The following is a 17521-nucleotide window of genomic DNA, read 5'->3' as shown; positions in this document are numbered from 1 at the left end:
GAGGCTCAGGCCACGTCAAATACTATCGGCATTTTTTTGATGCCGTTGATGAAGTTGGAGCGCAACCAGTTGATTTCGCCATCAAAGCGCGGGTTACGTACATGCTTGAGCAACTCGGTAAAAATGACCTCGAGCTCCAGCCGCGCGAGGTGCGAGCCCAGGCAAAAATGCTGGCCGATGCCGAAGGCCCGATGATCGTTGCGAACATCCTCTCTCCGGTTGCGCGTGATATCAAAGGTATCCGGGTCGGCGAACTTCGACTCGTCGGCACTGGCCGCGCCGTAGTAAACCTGCACCCGGTCGCCCTTGCGAATAGTCTGCCCGGCCAACTCCACATCCTCCATGGCGGTGCGCTTGAAGGCAATAACCGCGGGATTGAAGCGCAGGAACTCCTCGATGGCATCGGGGATCAGGCTGGGGTCGTCGATCAGTTGCTGGTACTGCTGTGGATGCTCTATCAGCAGGCGCATACCCTGGCTGGTCACGGTACGAGTGGTCTCGTTGCCCGCCACAATCAGCAGCATAAAGAAATTGCAGAACTCGTCATCGGTGAGTGGCTCATCCTCTACCGTGCCGGTGAGCAGGGTATTGACGATATCCTCCTGGGGCGTTTCCTTGTGGGCCTGGGCGATATCCATGGCCATCATGAACATCTCCACCATGGCATTGGTGCCGTCCTCCGGAGAGGTGGTGAGGTCCGGGTCGTCCATCCCAAGCATGATATTGGTCAACTCAAACAGGCGCTGGCGGCGCTCAATAGGTACTCCCATCAACTCGCAGATCGCGAGGAGTGGCAGCTCCATCGCCACGTCCTCAACGAATTCACAGCGCCCGCCCACCACGGCCCGAGCCACAATATCCCGGGCGATTTCCTCAAAGCGGGAGCGGTAGCTCTCCACCTTGGCGGGCGTGAACGCGTTGCGTATCAGGCGCCGGTACTTCAGGTGCTGGGGTGGGTCCATGTTGATCATCAACAGGCGCAGCATGGCCAGGTCGTCCTCGGTCGCTGGCTCGTGCAGCATGCAACTGCGCTCATGTGAGGAAAACATGGCCGGATTCTTGGACACGAAATCCAGTTCCTGCTGTCGGGTGATCACCCAGTACCCCGGGTGCTCCGGCGTACCCTCGTGCCAGTACACCGGCGCCTCGGCCCGGAGATGGCGATACATCTCCCGCGGGTGGCCACCTTTGAACGTGTCGGGATTGATCAGGTCGATATGGGGACAGCCGGTCATGGTCGTTACTCCTCGAGGGCCTCTGTTCGCCCCGCCCGGGGGGGGGCGCTCTACGCTGGTCGATGCCACTGCCATCAGCGCAGGCTATAGACTAATAGCTATTAGTTTGCCGCGTCAATCTGTCTGTCGGCCGAACCCGCTAACCCCCGGACAGCGCTCCCAGCACGAGCAGGGGTGCGCGTCCCTCGATCACGTCCAGCGGCAGGGGCTCGTCGGGAGACACATCGGAGATATCCGTCTCGCAGGCGTAAAAGCGGACATAGGCCCTGCGCTGCCCGCTGTGGCGGTCGCGAAGCGTACCCAGCAGCGGCGGTAGTCGCGCTTCCAGCGCACCGAGAACGGAGCGCAGCGTGACAGCGCCTCTGACCTCCAGCGATACCGGGTTCCCGGTGCCAGCCAGCCGCAACAAGGGCGCCGGGAGTATGACCTCGATCAGGGCCGGGTCGGGGTTCATTTCAGCCTCGGTGCTGTCGGTGGCATTGGGGTACTCCGTGGAGTGACGGCACTACAGCGTTTGCACTTCGACTGACAGCACCGCCGGCAGGTGCGCGGCAATGGTCTGCCAGCTGTCGCCACTGTCGTTGGACGCGTAGACCTGACCTCCGGTGGTACCGAAATAGATTCCCCCCGGGCTGGCGCGGTCCACGGCCATGGCGTCGCGCAACACATTGACGTAGCAGTGCTCCTGCGGCAACCCCCTGCCCAGGGCCTCCCAGTCGCGGCCACCCGTGCGGCTGCGATAGACACGTAATTTGCCCTCCGGGGGATAGTGTTCGGAGTCGCTTTTGATGGGCACGACGTAGATCGTCTCCGGTTCGTGGGGATGCACCGCAATCGGAAAACCGAAATCGGAGGGCAGATTGCCACTCACCTCGTGCCAGTGATCACCACCGTCATCACTGCGCATGACATCCCAGTGTTTTTGCATGAACAGCGTGTCCGGGTTGGCCGGGTGGGCAGCAAGCCGATGGACGCAGTGTCCCACTTCGGCCTCCGGGTCGGGAATCTGCTCGGAGTGCAGGCCGCGATTGATCGGTTTCCAGGTGACGCCCTCATCATCGGAGCGGAAGCTGCCGGCGGCGGAGATGGCGACGGTGATGCGCCCGGGCCGGGCCGGGTTGAGAAGAATGGTGTGCAGGCACATGCCCCCCGCCCCGGGCATCCAGTCGCGACCGGTCCCGTGCTGGCGCAGACCCGGGAGTTCCGTCCACTGCTGGCCACCATCCCGGGTCACGAACAGCGCGGCGTCTTCCACCCCGGCATACACCGTATCCGGATCCTCCAAGCTGGGCTCCAGGTGCCACACGCGCTTGAACTCCCAGGGCCGGAGAGAACCGTCATACCACTGGTGTTGGCCGACCTCGCCCTGGTAGCTGAAGTCGTTGCCCACGGCCTCCCAGCTCTTGCCGCCGTCGTCGGAGCGCTGAATGACCTGGCCAAACCAGTCGCTGGCCTGGGAGGCGTAAAGACGCTGCGGATTGGCCGGGGAGCCCGCCAGGTGATAGATCTCCCAGCCACCGAACAGGGGGCCATCGATCTGCCACTGGTTGCGGCTGCTATCGGAGTGGATGATAAAGGCGCCCTTGCGCGTGCCGACCAGTACCCTGACACCCTGCATCGTGACCTCCTCCTGCCTGGGGAAAACACACTCTTGAATGTGGTCTAGTATGAGCTGGACCACCGTTGGTTGTTGCAGCATAGACCACGAATCAGGGACCGGCAGAGAACAGGTAAACGCATGCAGGAGTTGGGACCCGAAGCGCGCGAACGTTACGCCAGACAGCTGCTGCTGCCGGAGGTGGGGGCAAGCGGCCAACGGCGGCTTGCTGCGGCCCGGGTGCTCTGCATCGGCGCCGGTGGTCTCGGTGCCCCGGTCAGCCTCTACCTGGCGGCGGCGGGCATCGGCACCCTCGGTATCGTGGATGACGACCGGGTCGACACCAGTAACCTGCAACGCCAGGTACTGTTTACCAGCGCCGACGTCGGGCAACTGAAAACCGCCGCCGCCGGCCGCCGCCTGCGAGACCTCAATCCGCTCATCCAGGTCGACGAGCACCCCTGCCGCCTCAGCGCCGACAATGCCCTGGACCTGGTGGGCGCCTACGACATTGTCGTGGACGGCAGCGACAACTTCCCCGCCCGCTATCTGGCCAACGACGCCGCCGTACTCTGCGGGCGACCGCTGGTGCATGCCAGCGTGTTCCGGTTCGAGGGGCAGATCAGTGTGTTCGATGCGACCCGCGGGCCGTGCTATCGCTGCCTGTTTCCACAACCGCCGCCAGCCGAGCTGGTACCCTCCTGCGCCGAGGGCGGCGTGCTCGGCATGCTGCCCGGGCTGTTCGGCAGCCTGCAGGCGCTGGAAGTAGTGAAAATCCTGCTGGGACGCAATGATGCCCTTTACGGTCGCCTGTTGACTTTCGACGGCCTGGCCATGCGATGGCGGGAACTGCCGGTGGCAAGGGACGCTGCCTGTCCGGTCTGTGGTGAACACCCGGTTATCGACCATCCCGCCGCTGCGGCCGCCGCAGGCCGTGAGCCAGAAGTACTGGAGCCAGCGTTGGCGACGCTCAATGTGGCGGAACTTGCCGACCAACTGGCCAGCGGCCTGCCCGTGCACCTGATCGATGTCCGGGAAACTGCGGAACTGGAACTGGCCCGGCTACCGGGGGCCAGACACATCCCCCTGGGCCAGCTTGCCCTGCACCTCGACAGCCTGGACCCGGAATGCGAATGGGTCGTGGTTTGCCAGCGTGGACCGCGCAGTGAACGGGCTGCCCGGCAGATGCTGGAGCACGGGCTGGCCCGGGTGAGAGTCCTCAGTGGCGGCATCGAGGCCTGGCTGCGGAACGCCGGTCCCCGCTAAACAGACCCTAGATCGGGGAACCCGGCGGCGCCTTCACGATCTTCAGGCCCGCCATGGCTGCCGGGTCATCCAGGAAACGCTGCACCTGGACCGCGCCAAAGCGGAAGTGAGCTCGCCAGGCCGGCTCGGCGGCGGGTGCGACGTCCGCCATCCACTCCTGCAATGCCAGCAGGGCATCGAGCGCCTCGGCCCGTGCCTGGGGCTGGGCCTCGCCGTTCCCCGCCAGTCGCATCAGCCGGTCGAGCACAACGGTATTGACCACCCGCCTCAGGGCCCCCGCGTTGCCTTTTTCCGGTGGCGCGTACAGCGTTGCTGCAAGCACGCTGTCCAGCAGGTCGGCGAAGGCCGGCTGGGCGGCAGAACGGGCGTTGTTGTTGTTCATCCGCGCTGCGCGGGTGGGGTTCAGCAACAGGTCGACACTGAGCGCGGCGGCTGTTTGCGCGGCGGCGAGCGGGTCGATGACGTAGCCCGTCTGGCGCGGGAACAATTCGCGATCATCCCCTGACCCCAGCGGTCGCGGCGGAATCAACGCCAGCAGCTCCGGACGCAGGGCCAGTGCCCCGGGTGCCAGCGTCGCCAGCAGGGCCTGTATTGCCTCTCGCTGTCGCGCCGCGGTCACCATGGCGGTGGGCACCTGCCCGTCACCCCGCAGGGCATAAGTGAACTCCTGGCCACCGATCAGGGTTGCGGCGGCCTGCACCTGGTACCGATGCATCAGGTACATGGGCACCAGTACATCCTCGATGCTGGCCATGGGCCGGCCCATGCGGATATTGCGTTCGGAAAACTGCGCCAGCACCTTGCTGCGCAGCGCCATCAGGCGGTTCAGTTCCGCCACGGGGTCGGCGCCGTTATCCCACAGGCTGCCACGGGGATGGGCCGGGCCAGCGCTCACGGCAAAGGCATCTCCCCGGGAGTGGGCGTCGGCCACAAAGTGCAGGCCGGAGGCATAGGTGTCACGGATAATCTGTTCCCGGGCCGCCTGTACATCGGTACCGTCGGGAAAGTCCTGGTAGCCGTAAAGCACCACCCGCTTGTCCCACTCGCCGATACCGGTGTCGTAGGCGTCGGACAGGTCGACCTCACCCTGCGGGTCCAGAGTCACATAAGGGTGGGGGTAATCCATCACCGAGGAGCGGTTGTCGGTGCTGGCGGCAAAGTTGTGTTCAAAGCCCAGGGTGTGGCCGACCTCGTGGGCCGACAACTGGCGAATCCGGGCGAGTGCAAACTCCAGCAGCTCTGCCGGAGTCTCACCGTCCTCGTCATAGGGCGCGCTGAGCCCCTCCGCCAGCAGGTAATCCTGGCGCACCCGCAGGGAACCGAGGGTGACGTGGCCCTTGATGATTTCCTGGGTGCGCGGGTCGCGCACGCTGGAGCCGTAGGACCAGCCCCGGGTGGAACGGTGCACCCACTGGATGAGGTTGTAGCGCACATCCATGGGGTCGGCGTCCTCAGGCAGCATTTTCACCTGGAAGGCATCCTTGTAACCCGCCGCCTCGAAGGCCTCGTTCCACCATGAGGCCCCCTCGAGCAAAGCACTGCGCACCGGCTCCGGCGCGCCCCGGTCGAGGTAGTAGACAATCGGTTCCACCGCCTCGCTGACCGCAGCGGCCGGATCCTTTTTCTGCAGGCGATGGCGCCAGGCGTAGGTCTGGCGGACCGGTTCGCCGATAGGTGTCGCATAGTCGTAGCGCAGGCTGCCGTAGCTCGGGTCAATAAAGCCCGCCCGCGGGTCATAGGGCAGCGGCTCGTAGCCCGGTTCTGGCAGGCGGACGAAGGAGTGGTGCTGGTGGACAGTCACGGCACTCGCATCCGGGGTGACCGTGCCGATGATGCTGCCACTGGCCTGACCCGCCAGGGTAATCATCGCTTCGACCTCGGTGTTGTCGGGGAAGGCCTTGGTCCGCGGCATGAAGATGGCGGAGCGCTGCGCGTCTGCCTGATAGCTGCCCTGCTCCGTTGCCTTGAGCCGCTCGGCCACACCGTGCGCATCGGCGAGGAAAAATTCCGTGGCGTCGACCAGCACGCGCTGCTTACTGGCGGCAACAACGGTAAAGCCCCCCAGCGCAGAACGGGCGAAGGCCTCGACCATCGCCCGTTGCTCGTCGGGATTGTCGGAGACGGCGACGTAGTCCGGGTTGTCGGCCAGCAGCAACACCTTGTTGCCGGCGCGCAGGAAACGCGCCAGGTAGGTCTGGCCCAGTTGCCCGCGATCGAGCCCGAGGTCGTTGGAACCTACTCCCCGGGCAAGGCTGCTGACGTAGATAAACGGTTCATCGAACTCGCCCACCTCAAGATAGAGCTTGCCCTGGGCCCCGCTCCAGTACAGATCGACGAAGCCGTCGAGGTGCTTCATGCCCTTGGTGAAGGCGCCAATGGCAGGGGGGGCAGCAGCACCCTGCTGCTCACTGCCGCCGCCACAGGCCGTCAGGCACAGCGTAAAAAGGATGATCCAGAGGGGCTTCATGAGAGACTCCAACAACGAGTGTAAGCGGGGGAAAAGCAGGCGAGGAGAGAGTGTAGCAGCGCCCCCCGCCCCTGACACGAGTCGCCGGAAACCTAGGCGCCGTTAAAGTGCGCCAGCACCGCCTCGCGCAGCATGGCAGGCGGCAACAGCCCCTGGCGCAGCACGAAGTCGTGAAAGGCCTTGGCGTCGAACTGGTCACCAAGGGCAATTTCCAGCTCGGTGCGCAGACGCATCAGGCGGATGTAGCCGAAGTAGTAGGAGGTTGCCTGCCCCGGCATGCGGAAGGCATAGCGGTCGGCCTCGGAGCTTGCCATCGCGCGGGACAAGCCGGCCTGCTCGACCAGGAAGTCTTCTGCCTCGTCGCGGCTCATCTGGCCGGTGTTGACCATCGGGTCGAGGAACATCCGCGCCGCGCGCAGCAGACGGGTATAGAGGTCGAATAACTGCCCCTCCAAAGGCAGGTAGGGCTGCATGATCGATTCGGCATACAGCCCCCAGCCCTCGACGTTGGCGCTGTTGAAGGCAAAGATCGCCCGCGCCAGCGAGGTGCCGTCCTCCACCAGCCGGCTGAACTGCAATTCGTGTCCCGGCCGGGCCTCGTGCACCAGCAGCGCCCAGGTCATGGCGTCGTGGCTCCAGTCATCCATCCGGGCTTCAGCACCCAGGGTCGGATTGCTCTGCACCAGCACGAACTCGCCATACTGTCCGGTGTTATCAATCAGCTGCGGCGGGCTCATGAATGAAGCGGGGCTGGCGGCGGCTTCCGCCTCCGTTGCCACCCGGATCACGGCGCCGCGCTCCGGCAGGGTCACCAGTTGCTCGCGCCGGATAATCTCCTCGACCACTCCCAGCCGCTCCTGGTAAAGCGCCAGCAGCTCGTCCTCGGGGATCTGCTCGGCTTTTAACTGACGCAATACGGATACCAGATCACGCTGTTTCCAGTTGCGTTCCCCGGCGATGCGGATGGCCAGCGCCTGCATCTGGCTGCGAATCAGCTGGTAGCTGTACTGGGCTTCCATGATCAGGGCTTCGGGTGAGTCGGTCACCCCGAAGTTGCGCAGGTTGTTGACGTAGAGCGCCTCGGGCAGGCGATTGTCTTCCCGGGCCCGCGGCAGGACGACCTTGCGGGTCCACTCGGCGTACTCTTGCAGTTGCTGCTCCAGCAAAGCGAGACTGTCCTGCCAGCCCTCCAGGCCGGACTCGGCAAACACGCTGCGCAGGCCCGACACCAGGTGCGGTGCGCTCTGGAGTGCGCTTTCTACCTCGCCGCTGTAGGGACCCAGGAGGCCCTCGACGTCCAGTCTCTCGCTGGTCCGAGCCCGGGCCTGTTCGGTAATGGGAAGGTAGCCTTCGGCCTCACCGGTGTACTTGTGCAGGCGCTCGAGCGCTGCCGGGTAGCGGCCGCGATCCACCCGGGGGTCGAGCAGGCCGCGGAAGCTGCTGAACAGGAAGGCATGCAGGTCCACGTAGGGCAGCAAAAACCGGTGTTCCAGTTCCAGGGTGGTCACGTTGCCTTCCAGTTCGCCCCGCATGATTCGCAGGTCCTGACGCACCCTGGCGTTGTCCTCCCTGGCCAGCGCCGCGTCCAGCCTCGCGATCTCGGCGCGATACAGGGCCACCCGCCGTTCGACGAGGTCGGGCCCCAGGTCGAGCACGGCGTCGTCGAACTTCTCCAGGCCCTGCCGGGACATCTCCTCCGGCATCATACGGCCCTGGGCGCTCAACACCTCCAGTGCATAACGATCGCTTTCCTCGATCCAGTCGGCGCGCACCGACGCCACCGAGAGTAGCGAAATGGCCAATAGTAGTGTCCTGATCATAGTGTCTGATTTCCCTATTCAGTGAAGGCGGTGCAAAGAAAGGCAAGCGTGGCGTAAAGCATACCAGTTTTTATCGCCAGCGCCCGCTGCGGCGGGACACAAGGCACCATGTTAGGGCACGAGCGGCGCTATTGCCCTATAGAGCAGTTGACCTTTCGGCACAACACTTGCAGCCCCTAGGGTCATATCATCACGCCGATCCGCCAAACTATGCTTAGGGCAAGGGATTGACGCCACCACCGCAAAGGCGAGCACCATATTGAGACACGACAAGACGGCTACGCACCATATTGGTGCCGCCACCACACCAAAACAGGGGTAGCGCGTGCGCGCAACACAAAGCATCTTCCGGGTTCGCCGGCAGTACAACAAATGGGTCGGCAACCAGACCCTGGAAGATTACGCCCTGCGTTTCACCGCCCATCACGCACGGCGATTTTCCATTGCCCAGGTGGGCAGCACTGCGCTTGGCGCCGCTGCATTCATGGCGCTCGAAGCCATCGCCGCCACTGTCACCCTGCAGTACGGTTTCGTCAACGCCGCCTGGGCCATGGCCACCGTCTCGTTGGTGATATTCATCACCGGCTTTCCAATTGTGTACTACGCGGCCCGGCACGGCCTGGATATCGACCTGCTCACCCGGGGCGCCGGCTTTGGCTACCTTGGCTCGACGGTCACGTCGCTGATTTACGCCACCTTTACCTTCATTTTTTTTGCCATCGAGGCCGCTATCCTGGCCTCGGCACTGAACGCGCTGACCGGCCTGCCCCTGGCCCTGGGTTACGTGGTCAGCGCGGTGGCCGTTATCCCCATTGTTACCCACGGCATTTCGGCCATCAGTAAATTCCAGGTGGGCTCCCAGAGTCTGTGGCTCACCTTGCAGATCCTGGCCCTGGGCCTGGTCGTGGTATTCGAGTTGCAGCGCGTTCCCGACTGGACTCTCTACACACCGCCCGGGCAGCCCAGAGGAACCGGGTTCGACCTGGCCCTGTTCGGCGCGGCCTCGGCCATGCTGTTCGCCCTGATCGCCCAGATCGGCGAGCAGGTCGATTACCTCAGGTTCATGCCGGAGCGCACTGAAGAAAACCGTCGCAGCTGGTGGTTCTGGCTGACCCTCGCCGGACCCGGCTGGGTACTGGTGGGGCTGGTCAAGATGTTGCTGGGTTCTTTTCTCGCCTACCTGGCGGTGTCCCGCGGAATGGGCACCGAGCAGGCCAGCGACCCCACTCTCATGTACCAGATGGCCTTCAATTACCTGATCGATTCGCCGTCGGTGGCGCTGATGCTCGCCGGGGTGATGGTGATCCTGTCCCAGATGAAGATCAACGTGACCAACGCCTACGCCGGCTCTATCGCCTGGTCCAACTTCTTTTCCCGGCTGACCCACAGCCACCCCGGGCGAGTGGTGTGGCTGGTCTTCAACGTACTGATCGCACTGCTGCTGATGGAACTGGGCATCTACCGGGTGCTGGAATCCATCCTCGGCATCTTCGCCATCGTCGCCCTGAGCTGGCTGGCCTCGCTGTCGGCGGACCTGATGATCAACAAACCGCTGGGCCTGTCCGTTGCCCACGGCGAGTTCAAGCGCGCCCGGCTCTACGACGTGAACCCGGTGGGCGTTGGCGCCATGCTCGTGGCATCCACCGTGGGCATTCTCGCCTACCTCGGCCTGTTCGGCGCGACGGCGGCCAGCCTGGCGCACTTCATCAGCCTTGGCCTGTGCTTCCTGCTGGTACCCCTTATCGCCTGGCTCACCCGCAGCCGTTACTACCTCGCGCGGGGGGCCACCTCCCTGGTCCCCGCCGTCCAGGAAGTGGAACCCGCTGGCGGCGTCGTACACCATACCTGCTGTATCTGTGAGACGGCTTTCGAAACCCCTGACATGAGTCACTGCCCAGCCTACCAGGGGCCTATCTGCTCACTGTGCTGTACCCTCGACGCGCGCTGCAAGGATCACTGCAAGCCTGAGGGTCGCCTGGAACGGCAGGCGGAGCGCTTCGCCGCCCTGTTCCTGCCCCGGCGCTGGGTTGCCGCGATCGACTCGCGCATCGCCCGCTTCCTCGCCATGTTCAGCACCACCACCCTGCTTACCGGCGGGCTGCTGGCGGTCATTTACTATCACATGACGCCGGAAGACCTGGCCCAGCAGGCATTGCTGGCGCAGACCATCTGGACCGTGTTTTTCATCCTGATGATTATCTGCGGTGTGGTGGCCTGGCTGTTCCTGCTGGCCAGGGAGAGCCGCGAAGTCGCCCAGTCGGAATCCAACCGCCAGACCCAGCGGCTGTACCAGGAAATCGAGGCCCACAAGATCACCGACCGCTCGCTACAGGAAGCCAAGGAGCTGGCAGAACGCGCCAACAACGCCAAGAGTCGCTACCTCACCGGCATCAGCCATGAACTACGAACTCCGCTGCAGGCGATTCTGGGCTACGCCCAGATTCTTTCCGATCAGCCCGAGGGCCCCGACAGCTTCGACAAGGGCCTGCGCATCATCCGCCGCAACGGCGAATACCTCACCGACCTGATTGAGGGCCTGCTGGACATTTCCACTATCGAGGCCGGCCGTCTCGACATCTACCGCAACCGCATTAAGCTGCCGGAGCTGCTGGAACAACTGGCTTCCATGTTTGGCCACCAGGCCAGGGCGAAAGGAATCGCTTTCAACTACCACCGCCCGGAGCGGCTGCCGAGGTGCGTGTACAGCGACGAAAAGCGCCTGCGCCAGATCCTGATCAACCTGCTGTCGAATGCGGTGAAATACACGGAAAAAGGCCAGGTGGACTTTACGGTTCGCTACCGCAACGAGGTGGCGGAGTTTGTGGTCAGCGACACCGGTGTCGGTATTGAAGCCGGCGACCTCGAGCGCATCCTCGACCCCTTTGAGCGAGTGCGCAGCAGCCAGGTTCCCCAGGTCAGTGGCACCGGACTGGGGTTGACCATTGTGCGCCTGCTGACCGAAGTCATGGGCGGTGAACTGAGCATCGACAGCACTCCCGGTAGCGGCAGCCAGTTCAGGGTGGTACTACACCTGTCGCGTGATGACACGGCCGACCAGTCTGTCGACCCGGGCAGGGCCATCACCGGCTACGCCGGCGCGCGACGCTGCGTGATGATCGTCGACGATGAACCCGTGCACCGCGGCCTGCTTGCGGACCTGCTATCCCCACTCGGTTTCAGCACACGGGAGGCGCCCGATGGCGATACCTGCCTGGCCCGGCTGGCGGATTTCCACCCCGACCTCTGGCTGCTGGACATGAGCATGCCGGGCATGAGCGGGCTCGAACTTGCGCGGGAACTGCGCCGGCGGGGACACAAAGCCCCGATTATCATGATTTCTGCCGATGCCCGGGGCCCGGAAACCACCGTGGACGAGGACCAGCCCTTCGACGCCTACTTTGCCAAACCCATCAGCAACCGCCTGCTGCTGGAGAGTATCGGCCAGCTGCTGCAGCTCGAGTGGCTGCACAGCGAACTACCCAGTACAAGCACTACGCCTGAAGTGCTTGCACGCCCGGCGCCCGGCAACGTAACCTTCGGCGCGGTGTGTGACCACCCGCTGCTGCGTGAGCTGCGCAGTTACGCCGAGAGCGGCTTTGCCCGGGGCGTCACTCGCAGCCTGGAAGCGGTGGCCAGCTCCGCCCTGCTGCGGGACGACCAGTTGCAGCACCTGCGCGACCTGGCCGCCGGATTTCGCTACCAGGACCTGGCCGACCTGTTGAGGATGGAACCCGTCAATGAATGAGCACACACCTTGTACCGTACTGGTCGTGGATGACGCACCGGACTCCCTCAGCCTCATCAACGACACCCTGGAACAGGCCGGCATGGACACCCTGGTGGCGCTGGAAGGCAAACAGGCACTCACCATCGTCAAACGCATTCGACCCGATATCATCCTCCTGGATGCGATCATGCCGGGCATGGACGGTTTCGAGACCTGCCGGCAACTGAAACGCGACCCGCAAATGGCGGCCACACCGGTCATATTCATGACCGGCCTCACGGATACGGACAGTGTCCTGAAAGGACTCGACGCAGGCGGCATCGACTACCTGACCAAGCCGGTTAACCCCAACGAACTGCTCGCCCGTATCCGGGTGCACCTGAAGTCTGCGCGTATCACCCGCAGCGCCCAGCAGGCACTGGACAGCACCGGACACCAGTCATTCACCGTGGGACAGGACGGCGCCCTGCGCTGGGCCACTCCGGATACGCTGGCCCTGTTCGCGCGCCTGAAGGCCGACGGTGAATGGCAGCGCCAGATTCTGCAACCACTGATCGCCAGCTGGCTTGCCGGCAACCCGGCAACCGACGCCAGCCTGGCGGTGCCGGCCGGAGACGAACAGTCTCCGGGCGACCAGCTCTGTATTACGCTGCTACAGGTACGCCCCGGCGAAGAATATCTACTGACAATCGAGGAAGTGGACGACGCGCCGGAAGCGGCGCGCCTGCAGAGAGCCCTCAACCTGACCGCCCGGGAATCCGAGGTGCTCTACTGGTTGGCCAATGGCAAGTCCAACAAGGAGATTGGGGCCATCCTGGAAATCAGCGCCCGCACCGTCAACAAGCATCTCGAACAGGTGTTCACCAAGCTGGGGGTCGAGAACCGGACCGCGGCTGCCGGGATCGCGATCCGGGCACTGGTGAGGAAGGTCGCCTAGCGGCTGCGGCTGCGGTAACTGCGATAAGACCACACCGCCCAACCCACGGCGGCCATTGCGGCCCCAAGCCACAGGGCGTGCTGCCAGTCATGCTGTAACGCACTACCGCCGCCGTGGCCCGGGTGCGCCACTACCACGGCCGGCAGGCTGCCGATGGCCAGGGTAGCGGGTTTGATGAAACTGCGATTGAACATACGGATCTCCAGTACTGCTTGTACGGTGTCGAATAAAAATCTGCTGAATCAGGACGCGGCGGCTGTCGCGGCCCGCGGCGGCAGCATGCCCTGTTCGATGATGTGTTCGATAATCGTGTGCAGGCCCTCCCCGGCTTTCAGGTTGGCGAATACAAACGGCCGCTCACCACGCATCTTCCGCGCGTCCCGATCCATCACCTCCAGCGACGCGCCCACCAGGGGGGCGAGATCGGTCTTGTTGATGACCAGCAGATCGGAGCGGGTAATGCCAGGCCCTCCCTTGCGGGGAATCTTGTCACCGGCGGATACATCGATAACGTAGATGGTCAGGTCGGACAATTCCGGGCTGAAGGTGGCGGACAGGTTGTCGCCACCACTTTCGACAAAGACCACATCCAGTCCCGGGTGACGCTGGCGCAATTCATCGACCGCCGCCAGGTTCATGGACGCGTCTTCGCGAATCGCCGTGTGCGGACAACCGCCGGTTTCCACGCCGATGATGCGGTCTGCGGCCAGCGCCTCATGCTCGGTGAGGAACTTGGCATCCTCCCGGGTATAGATGTCGTTGGTCACCACCGCGATGTTGTATTCATCGCGCAGGGCCAGGCAGAGCGCCCGCAACAGCGCGGTCTTGCCGGAGCCCACCGGACCACCCACACCGACCCGCAGGGTCTGTTTCTCTGGTTGTTGGGACATGATGGTTTTCTCCTCGTATACGGGGTTCAGGATCGGAACAGGCGACTGTACTGGGTCTCGTGCAGAGCGCTGGCCATGGCCAGCCCCGGCAGGCTTCCGCCCAGTTCGTCGTCGTCCAGCCCAAAGGCCGCCTCGATGGCGGCGGGAATGTGCTGTTGTACCTCCCCCAGTAACTGCTGGGCCCGGGTTTGACCCAGCGGTACCAGTTTGGTGGCCGCTGCCACCTGGTTCTCGAGCCACGACCAGGCCAGGGCCAGCGCGCAGGACCGGGCGGGAATCTGCCACTGCCAGGCCGCGGCACTGAACGCCGTGGCGAAGGCACTGGGGCCAGCCAGTTCCGGTGGCTGCAAACCCACCGAGGGCAGCAAGCGGCAGAGCGCTTCGCCCATGGCGATGTCGGTGAGATGCAACTCCCTGGTCTCACGGCAGGCCAGCAGCCAGTCGTTCCAGTAGGCGGTGGTACCGGTATCAGCCTGTTCACAGGCGCGATGCAGGCGGGGAATCACAGCCAGTTCGGTGCGCGCCAGCCCGTGGTCCAGCTGCAGCAACAACCAGTCGGCTACCGCGTCCCCGTCGCTCACCCAGGCGCTGTCGATGGCGTACTCCAGACCCTGGGAGTAGGCAAAGCCACCCACCGGCAGGCTGACGCTGGCCAGCTGCAGCAGGCGCAACAGGGCGGGATCAGTGAGTGTGCTCATGCAGGTGGGTCACCTTGTCGGACGCCTTGTCCTCGTGATCGTGATCGTGATGATGGTGGTGGCCCGCGCCGTGGCTGTAGGCCCCGGACTCCGGTACAAACACGGCCTCCTCCTCCCGCACCGACAACCCCAGGCCCTGCAGCATTTCCGCCAGCACGTGATCCGGGGTGATCCGCAACCAGCACTGCCCGACCTGCAGTTTCACGTGCCGGTTGCCGAGGTGATAACAGGCGCGGCTGAAGGTGTGCCAGTCGTCGCACAAGGCGGTCATAACCGGTTCCGTTGCGCCGGCCACCTGCAGGACCTTGCCGCAGCGCCCGCGCAGGAACTCACCAATGGCAAGGGTCTTGCCGCGCTCCAGGAACAGCCTGACCTCCTCGCCGTCTTCGGCGAAGGCGCGCAGGCGGCCGCGTTCGCGCTGGTCGTGGGTCAGCACCAGTTGCTGGTTCACCCGGCCGGCAAAGCCCAGCCCGAGGCGTTCATAGACTTCGATCACTGTAAGTTTCCTCTAGAACAGACTGTAAAGCTGCGCCAGTGGCAGTACCGTCGCCGGCTCACAGGTCAGCAGTTCACCATCCGCCCGGACTTCATAGGTTTGCGGATCTACCTCGATGGTCGGCATCCAGTCGTTGAGGATCATGTCCGCCTTGGTGATGGAACGGGTGTTGCAACAGGCCACCAGCTTGCGTTTCAGGCCCAGGGTTTCCGCCACACCGGCATCCAGTGCCGCCTGGCAGGTAAAGGTGACCGAGGTGCTGGCCGCCGCCTGGCCCAGGGCGCCGAACATCGGCCGATAATGCACCGGTTGCGGGGTGGGAATAGAGGCGTTGGCATCCCCCATGGGCGCCGCGGCGATCATCCCCCCTTTGAGAATGAGAGCGGGCTTGATGCCGAAAAACGCCGGCTTCCACAGCACGAGGTCAGCCAGCTTACCCACTTCGATGGAACCCACTTCGTGGGCAATACCGTGGGTGATAGCCGGGTTGATCGTGTACTTTGCCACGTAGCGGCGTGCGCGGTAGTTGTCGGCGGTCTCGCTGTCCTGCTCCAGGGCGCCGCGCTGGGTTTTCATTTTGTGGGCGGTCTGCCAGGTGCGGGTGATGACCTCCCCTACCCGTCCCATGGCCTGGGAATCCGAGGCGATCATGCTGAACGCGCCCAGGTCGTGAAGGATGTCCTCGGCCGCGATGGTCTCCTTGCGGATACGGGAATCGGCGAAGGCCACGTCCTCGGGAATCGAGGCATCGAGGTGGTGGCAGACCATCAGCATATCCAGGTGCTCATCCACGGTATTGACCGTGTAGGGCCGGGTGGGGTTGGTGGAGGATGGCAGCACGTTGGCCTCGGCGCAGGCCTTGATGATATCCGGCGCATGACCGCCGCCAGCGCCCTCGGTGTGGTAAGTGTGAATGGCCCGCCCCTTGAAGGCGCCAATGGTGTCGTCGACGAACCCGGACTCGTTGAGGGTGTCGGTATGGATGGCCACCTGTACGTCGTAGCGCTCGGCCACCTCCAGGCAGCAATCGATACTGGCGGGAGTGGTACCCCAGTCTTCGTGCAGCTTGAGGCCACAGGCACCGGCTTCCAGCTGCTCCTCCAGCGCGCCGGGCAGGCTGCCATTACCCTTGCCCAGGAAACCGAAGTTCATCGGCAGGCTGTCGCAGGCCAGCAGCATCTGCGAAATATTCCACGGCCCCGGCGTACAGGTCGTCGCATTGGTGCCGGTGGCGGGTCCGGTGCCGCCACCGATCATGGTGGTGACCCCGGACATCAGAGCCTCCTCGACCTGCTGTGGACAGATGAAGTGGATGTGGGCGTCGATCGCACCGGCAGTGAGGATATTGCCCTCACCGGCGATAACCTCGGTGCCGGGCCCGATCACGATATCCACCCCTTCCTGCACATCCGGATTACCCGCCTTGCCAATGGCGGCGATACGGCCAGCGCGAATACCGATATCCGCCTTGACGATGCCCCAGTGATCCAGCACGAGTGCGTTGGTGATCACCAGGTCCATGACCTCCTCGCCAAACTGCTGGCTCTGGCCCATGCCGTCGCGAATCACCTTGCCGCCGCCGAATTTCACCTCGTCACCGTACACGGTGTAATCCTTCTCCACCTCGATCCACAGCTCGGTATCCGCCAGGCGCAGGCGATCGCCCGTGGTGGGGCCGAACATCTGGGCGTAGGCATCGCGGGATATGCGGCTCATGGTGTATTCCCTCCGTCCAGGTCACCCATCACTTCGGCGCGGAAACCGAATACCTTCCGTGCGCCGGCGTAGGCCACCAGTTCGACCTGGCGCCCCTGGCCGGGTTCGAAGCGCACCGCGGTACCGGGAGCGATGTCCAGGTGGAAGCCGCGGGCCTGGTCGCGGTCGAAGCGCAGGGCCGGGTTGACTTCGTAAAAGTGGTAGTGGGAACCGACCTGCACCGGCCGGTCACCGCTATTTTCAACCCACAGGCTGCGGGTTTCGCGACCGGCGTTGAGTTCGATGTCGCCCGCGGCGGGCTGTAGTTCTCCGGGAATCATGGGCCCCTCCTGTGCGCAGCTAGTTGATGGGATCGTGGACAGTGACGAGCTTGGTGCCATCCGGAAAGGTGGCCTCGACCTGTACTTCGTGCACCAGTTCCGCCACCCCGTCCATGACCTGGTCGGCGCGCAGGACTTGCTTGCCCGCCGCCATCAGCTCCGCCACGGTCATGCCATCGCGGGCGCCCTCGACGATGTGCAGCGATATCAGTGCCACTGCCTCCGGGTAATTCAGCTTCAGCCCGCGGGCCAGGCGGCGCTCGGCCAGCAGGGCAGCGGTAAACAGCAGCAGTTTGTCTTTTTCGCGTGGCAGCAATTCCATAGTGTTGTTCCCTGCAGGATCAGTACCAGT

15 protein-coding genes are annotated in these 17521 nt (G+C 64.1%); 3 read left to right on the top strand and 12 right to left on the bottom strand.

Annotation, left to right across the window (positions count from 1 at the left end; translation table 11 throughout):
- Window positions 1-5: 5 nt before the first annotated feature.
- The 3 genes from FV139_RS07655 to FV139_RS07645 all read right to left on the bottom strand — a co-directional run bounded on the left by FV139_RS07655 (window position 6) and on the right by FV139_RS07645 (window position 2853).
- A complete protein-coding gene (locus FV139_RS07655; RefSeq protein WP_187276445.1) occupies window positions 6-1235 on the bottom strand; it encodes a cytochrome P450 in 1230 nt (409 codons plus the stop codon).
- 139 nt (window positions 1236-1374) lie between these two features.
- Entirely contained in the window at window positions 1375-1689 is a 315-nt protein-coding gene (locus tag FV139_RS07650) for a MoaD/ThiS family protein (protein WP_213004050.1), read from the bottom strand.
- A 51-nt stretch (window positions 1690-1740) separates the two neighbouring features.
- Window positions 1741-2853 carry a WD40/YVTN/BNR-like repeat-containing protein gene (locus FV139_RS07645; RefSeq protein ID WP_148067712.1) on the bottom strand — a complete coding sequence of 371 codons (1113 nt, stop codon included), beginning with the start codon at window positions 2851-2853 and terminating at the stop codon, window positions 1741-1743.
- 120 nt (window positions 2854-2973) lie between these two features.
- Here FV139_RS07645 and moeB point away from each other — a divergent pair, with 120 nt between their 5' ends.
- Complete coding sequence (gene moeB / locus FV139_RS07640; RefSeq protein ID WP_148067710.1) at window positions 2974-4098, top strand: molybdopterin-synthase adenylyltransferase MoeB; 1125 nt, start codon at window positions 2974-2976, stop codon at window positions 4096-4098.
- Between the two features lie 7 nt (window positions 4099-4105).
- On the opposite strand, the gene FV139_RS07635 is transcribed toward moeB, so the two are convergent.
- A complete protein-coding gene (locus tag FV139_RS07635; RefSeq protein WP_213004049.1) occupies window positions 4106-6565 on the bottom strand; it encodes a zinc-dependent metalloprotease in 2460 nt (819 codons plus the stop codon).
- A 92-nt stretch (window positions 6566-6657) separates the two neighbouring features.
- On the bottom strand, window positions 6658-8385 hold the full coding sequence (locus tag FV139_RS07630; RefSeq protein WP_148067708.1) for a DUF885 domain-containing protein: 1728 nt from the start codon (window positions 8383-8385) through the stop codon (window positions 6658-6660).
- Window positions 8386-8710: 325 nt separating this feature from the next.
- On the opposite strand from FV139_RS07630, the gene FV139_RS07625 reads away from it, so the two are divergent.
- Window positions 8711-12130, top strand: coding sequence for a hybrid sensor histidine kinase/response regulator (locus FV139_RS07625; RefSeq protein WP_148067706.1), 3420 nt, complete (start codon window positions 8711-8713; stop codon window positions 12128-12130).
- The gene (locus FV139_RS07620; protein ID WP_148067704.1) at window positions 12123-13049 is read left to right on the top strand and encodes a response regulator transcription factor; all 927 of its coding nucleotides are present in this window, start codon (window positions 12123-12125) and stop codon (window positions 13047-13049) included. Before FV139_RS07625 ends, FV139_RS07620 begins: the two co-directional genes overlap by 8 nt.
- On the opposite strand, the gene FV139_RS07615 is transcribed toward FV139_RS07620, so the two are convergent.
- From FV139_RS07615 to FV139_RS07585, 7 genes are read right to left on the bottom strand one after another with little or no spacing between them, the layout of a single operon-like run.
- Window positions 13046-13243 carry a hypothetical protein gene (locus tag FV139_RS07615; RefSeq protein ID WP_148067702.1) on the bottom strand — a complete coding sequence of 66 codons (198 nt, stop codon included), beginning with the start codon at window positions 13241-13243 and terminating at the stop codon, window positions 13046-13048. The genes FV139_RS07620 and FV139_RS07615 overlap by 4 nt on opposite strands.
- A 48-nt stretch (window positions 13244-13291) precedes the next feature.
- Window positions 13292-13939, bottom strand: a complete 648-nt coding sequence (ureG, locus tag FV139_RS07610) for an urease accessory protein UreG (protein WP_148067700.1) — start codon at window positions 13937-13939, stop codon at window positions 13292-13294.
- A 26-nt stretch (window positions 13940-13965) separates the two neighbouring features.
- Entirely contained in the window at window positions 13966-14637 is a 672-nt protein-coding gene (locus FV139_RS07605) for an urease accessory protein UreF (RefSeq protein ID WP_148067698.1), read from the bottom strand.
- Window positions 14621-15133 (bottom strand): urease accessory protein UreE, encoded by a 513-nt coding sequence (ureE, locus tag FV139_RS07600; protein WP_148067696.1) that lies wholly within the window; start codon window positions 15131-15133, stop codon window positions 14621-14623. The genes FV139_RS07605 and ureE overlap by 17 nt, the downstream gene beginning before the upstream one ends.
- A 12-nt stretch (window positions 15134-15145) precedes the next feature.
- Window positions 15146-16849 (bottom strand): urease subunit alpha, encoded by a 1704-nt coding sequence (gene ureC, locus FV139_RS07595; protein ID WP_148067694.1) that lies wholly within the window; start codon window positions 16847-16849, stop codon window positions 15146-15148.
- On the bottom strand, window positions 16846-17169 hold the full coding sequence (locus FV139_RS07590; RefSeq protein ID WP_148067692.1) for an urease subunit beta: 324 nt from the start codon (window positions 17167-17169) through the stop codon (window positions 16846-16848). The genes ureC and FV139_RS07590 overlap by 4 nt, the downstream gene beginning before the upstream one ends.
- Window positions 17170-17188: 19 nt before the next feature.
- On the bottom strand, window positions 17189-17491 hold the full coding sequence (locus FV139_RS07585) for an urease subunit gamma (protein ID WP_148067690.1): 303 nt from the start codon (window positions 17489-17491) through the stop codon (window positions 17189-17191).
- Window positions 17492-17521: the final 30 nt, after the last annotated feature.

The sequence above is a fragment of the Parahaliea maris genome (assembly GCF_008064665.1).
GTDB classification, from domain to species: domain Bacteria; phylum Pseudomonadota; class Gammaproteobacteria; order Pseudomonadales; family Halieaceae; genus Parahaliea; species Parahaliea maris.
Note: the sequence above shows the minus strand (reverse complement) of the source record. Positions and strands in the feature narration are given on the sequence as shown.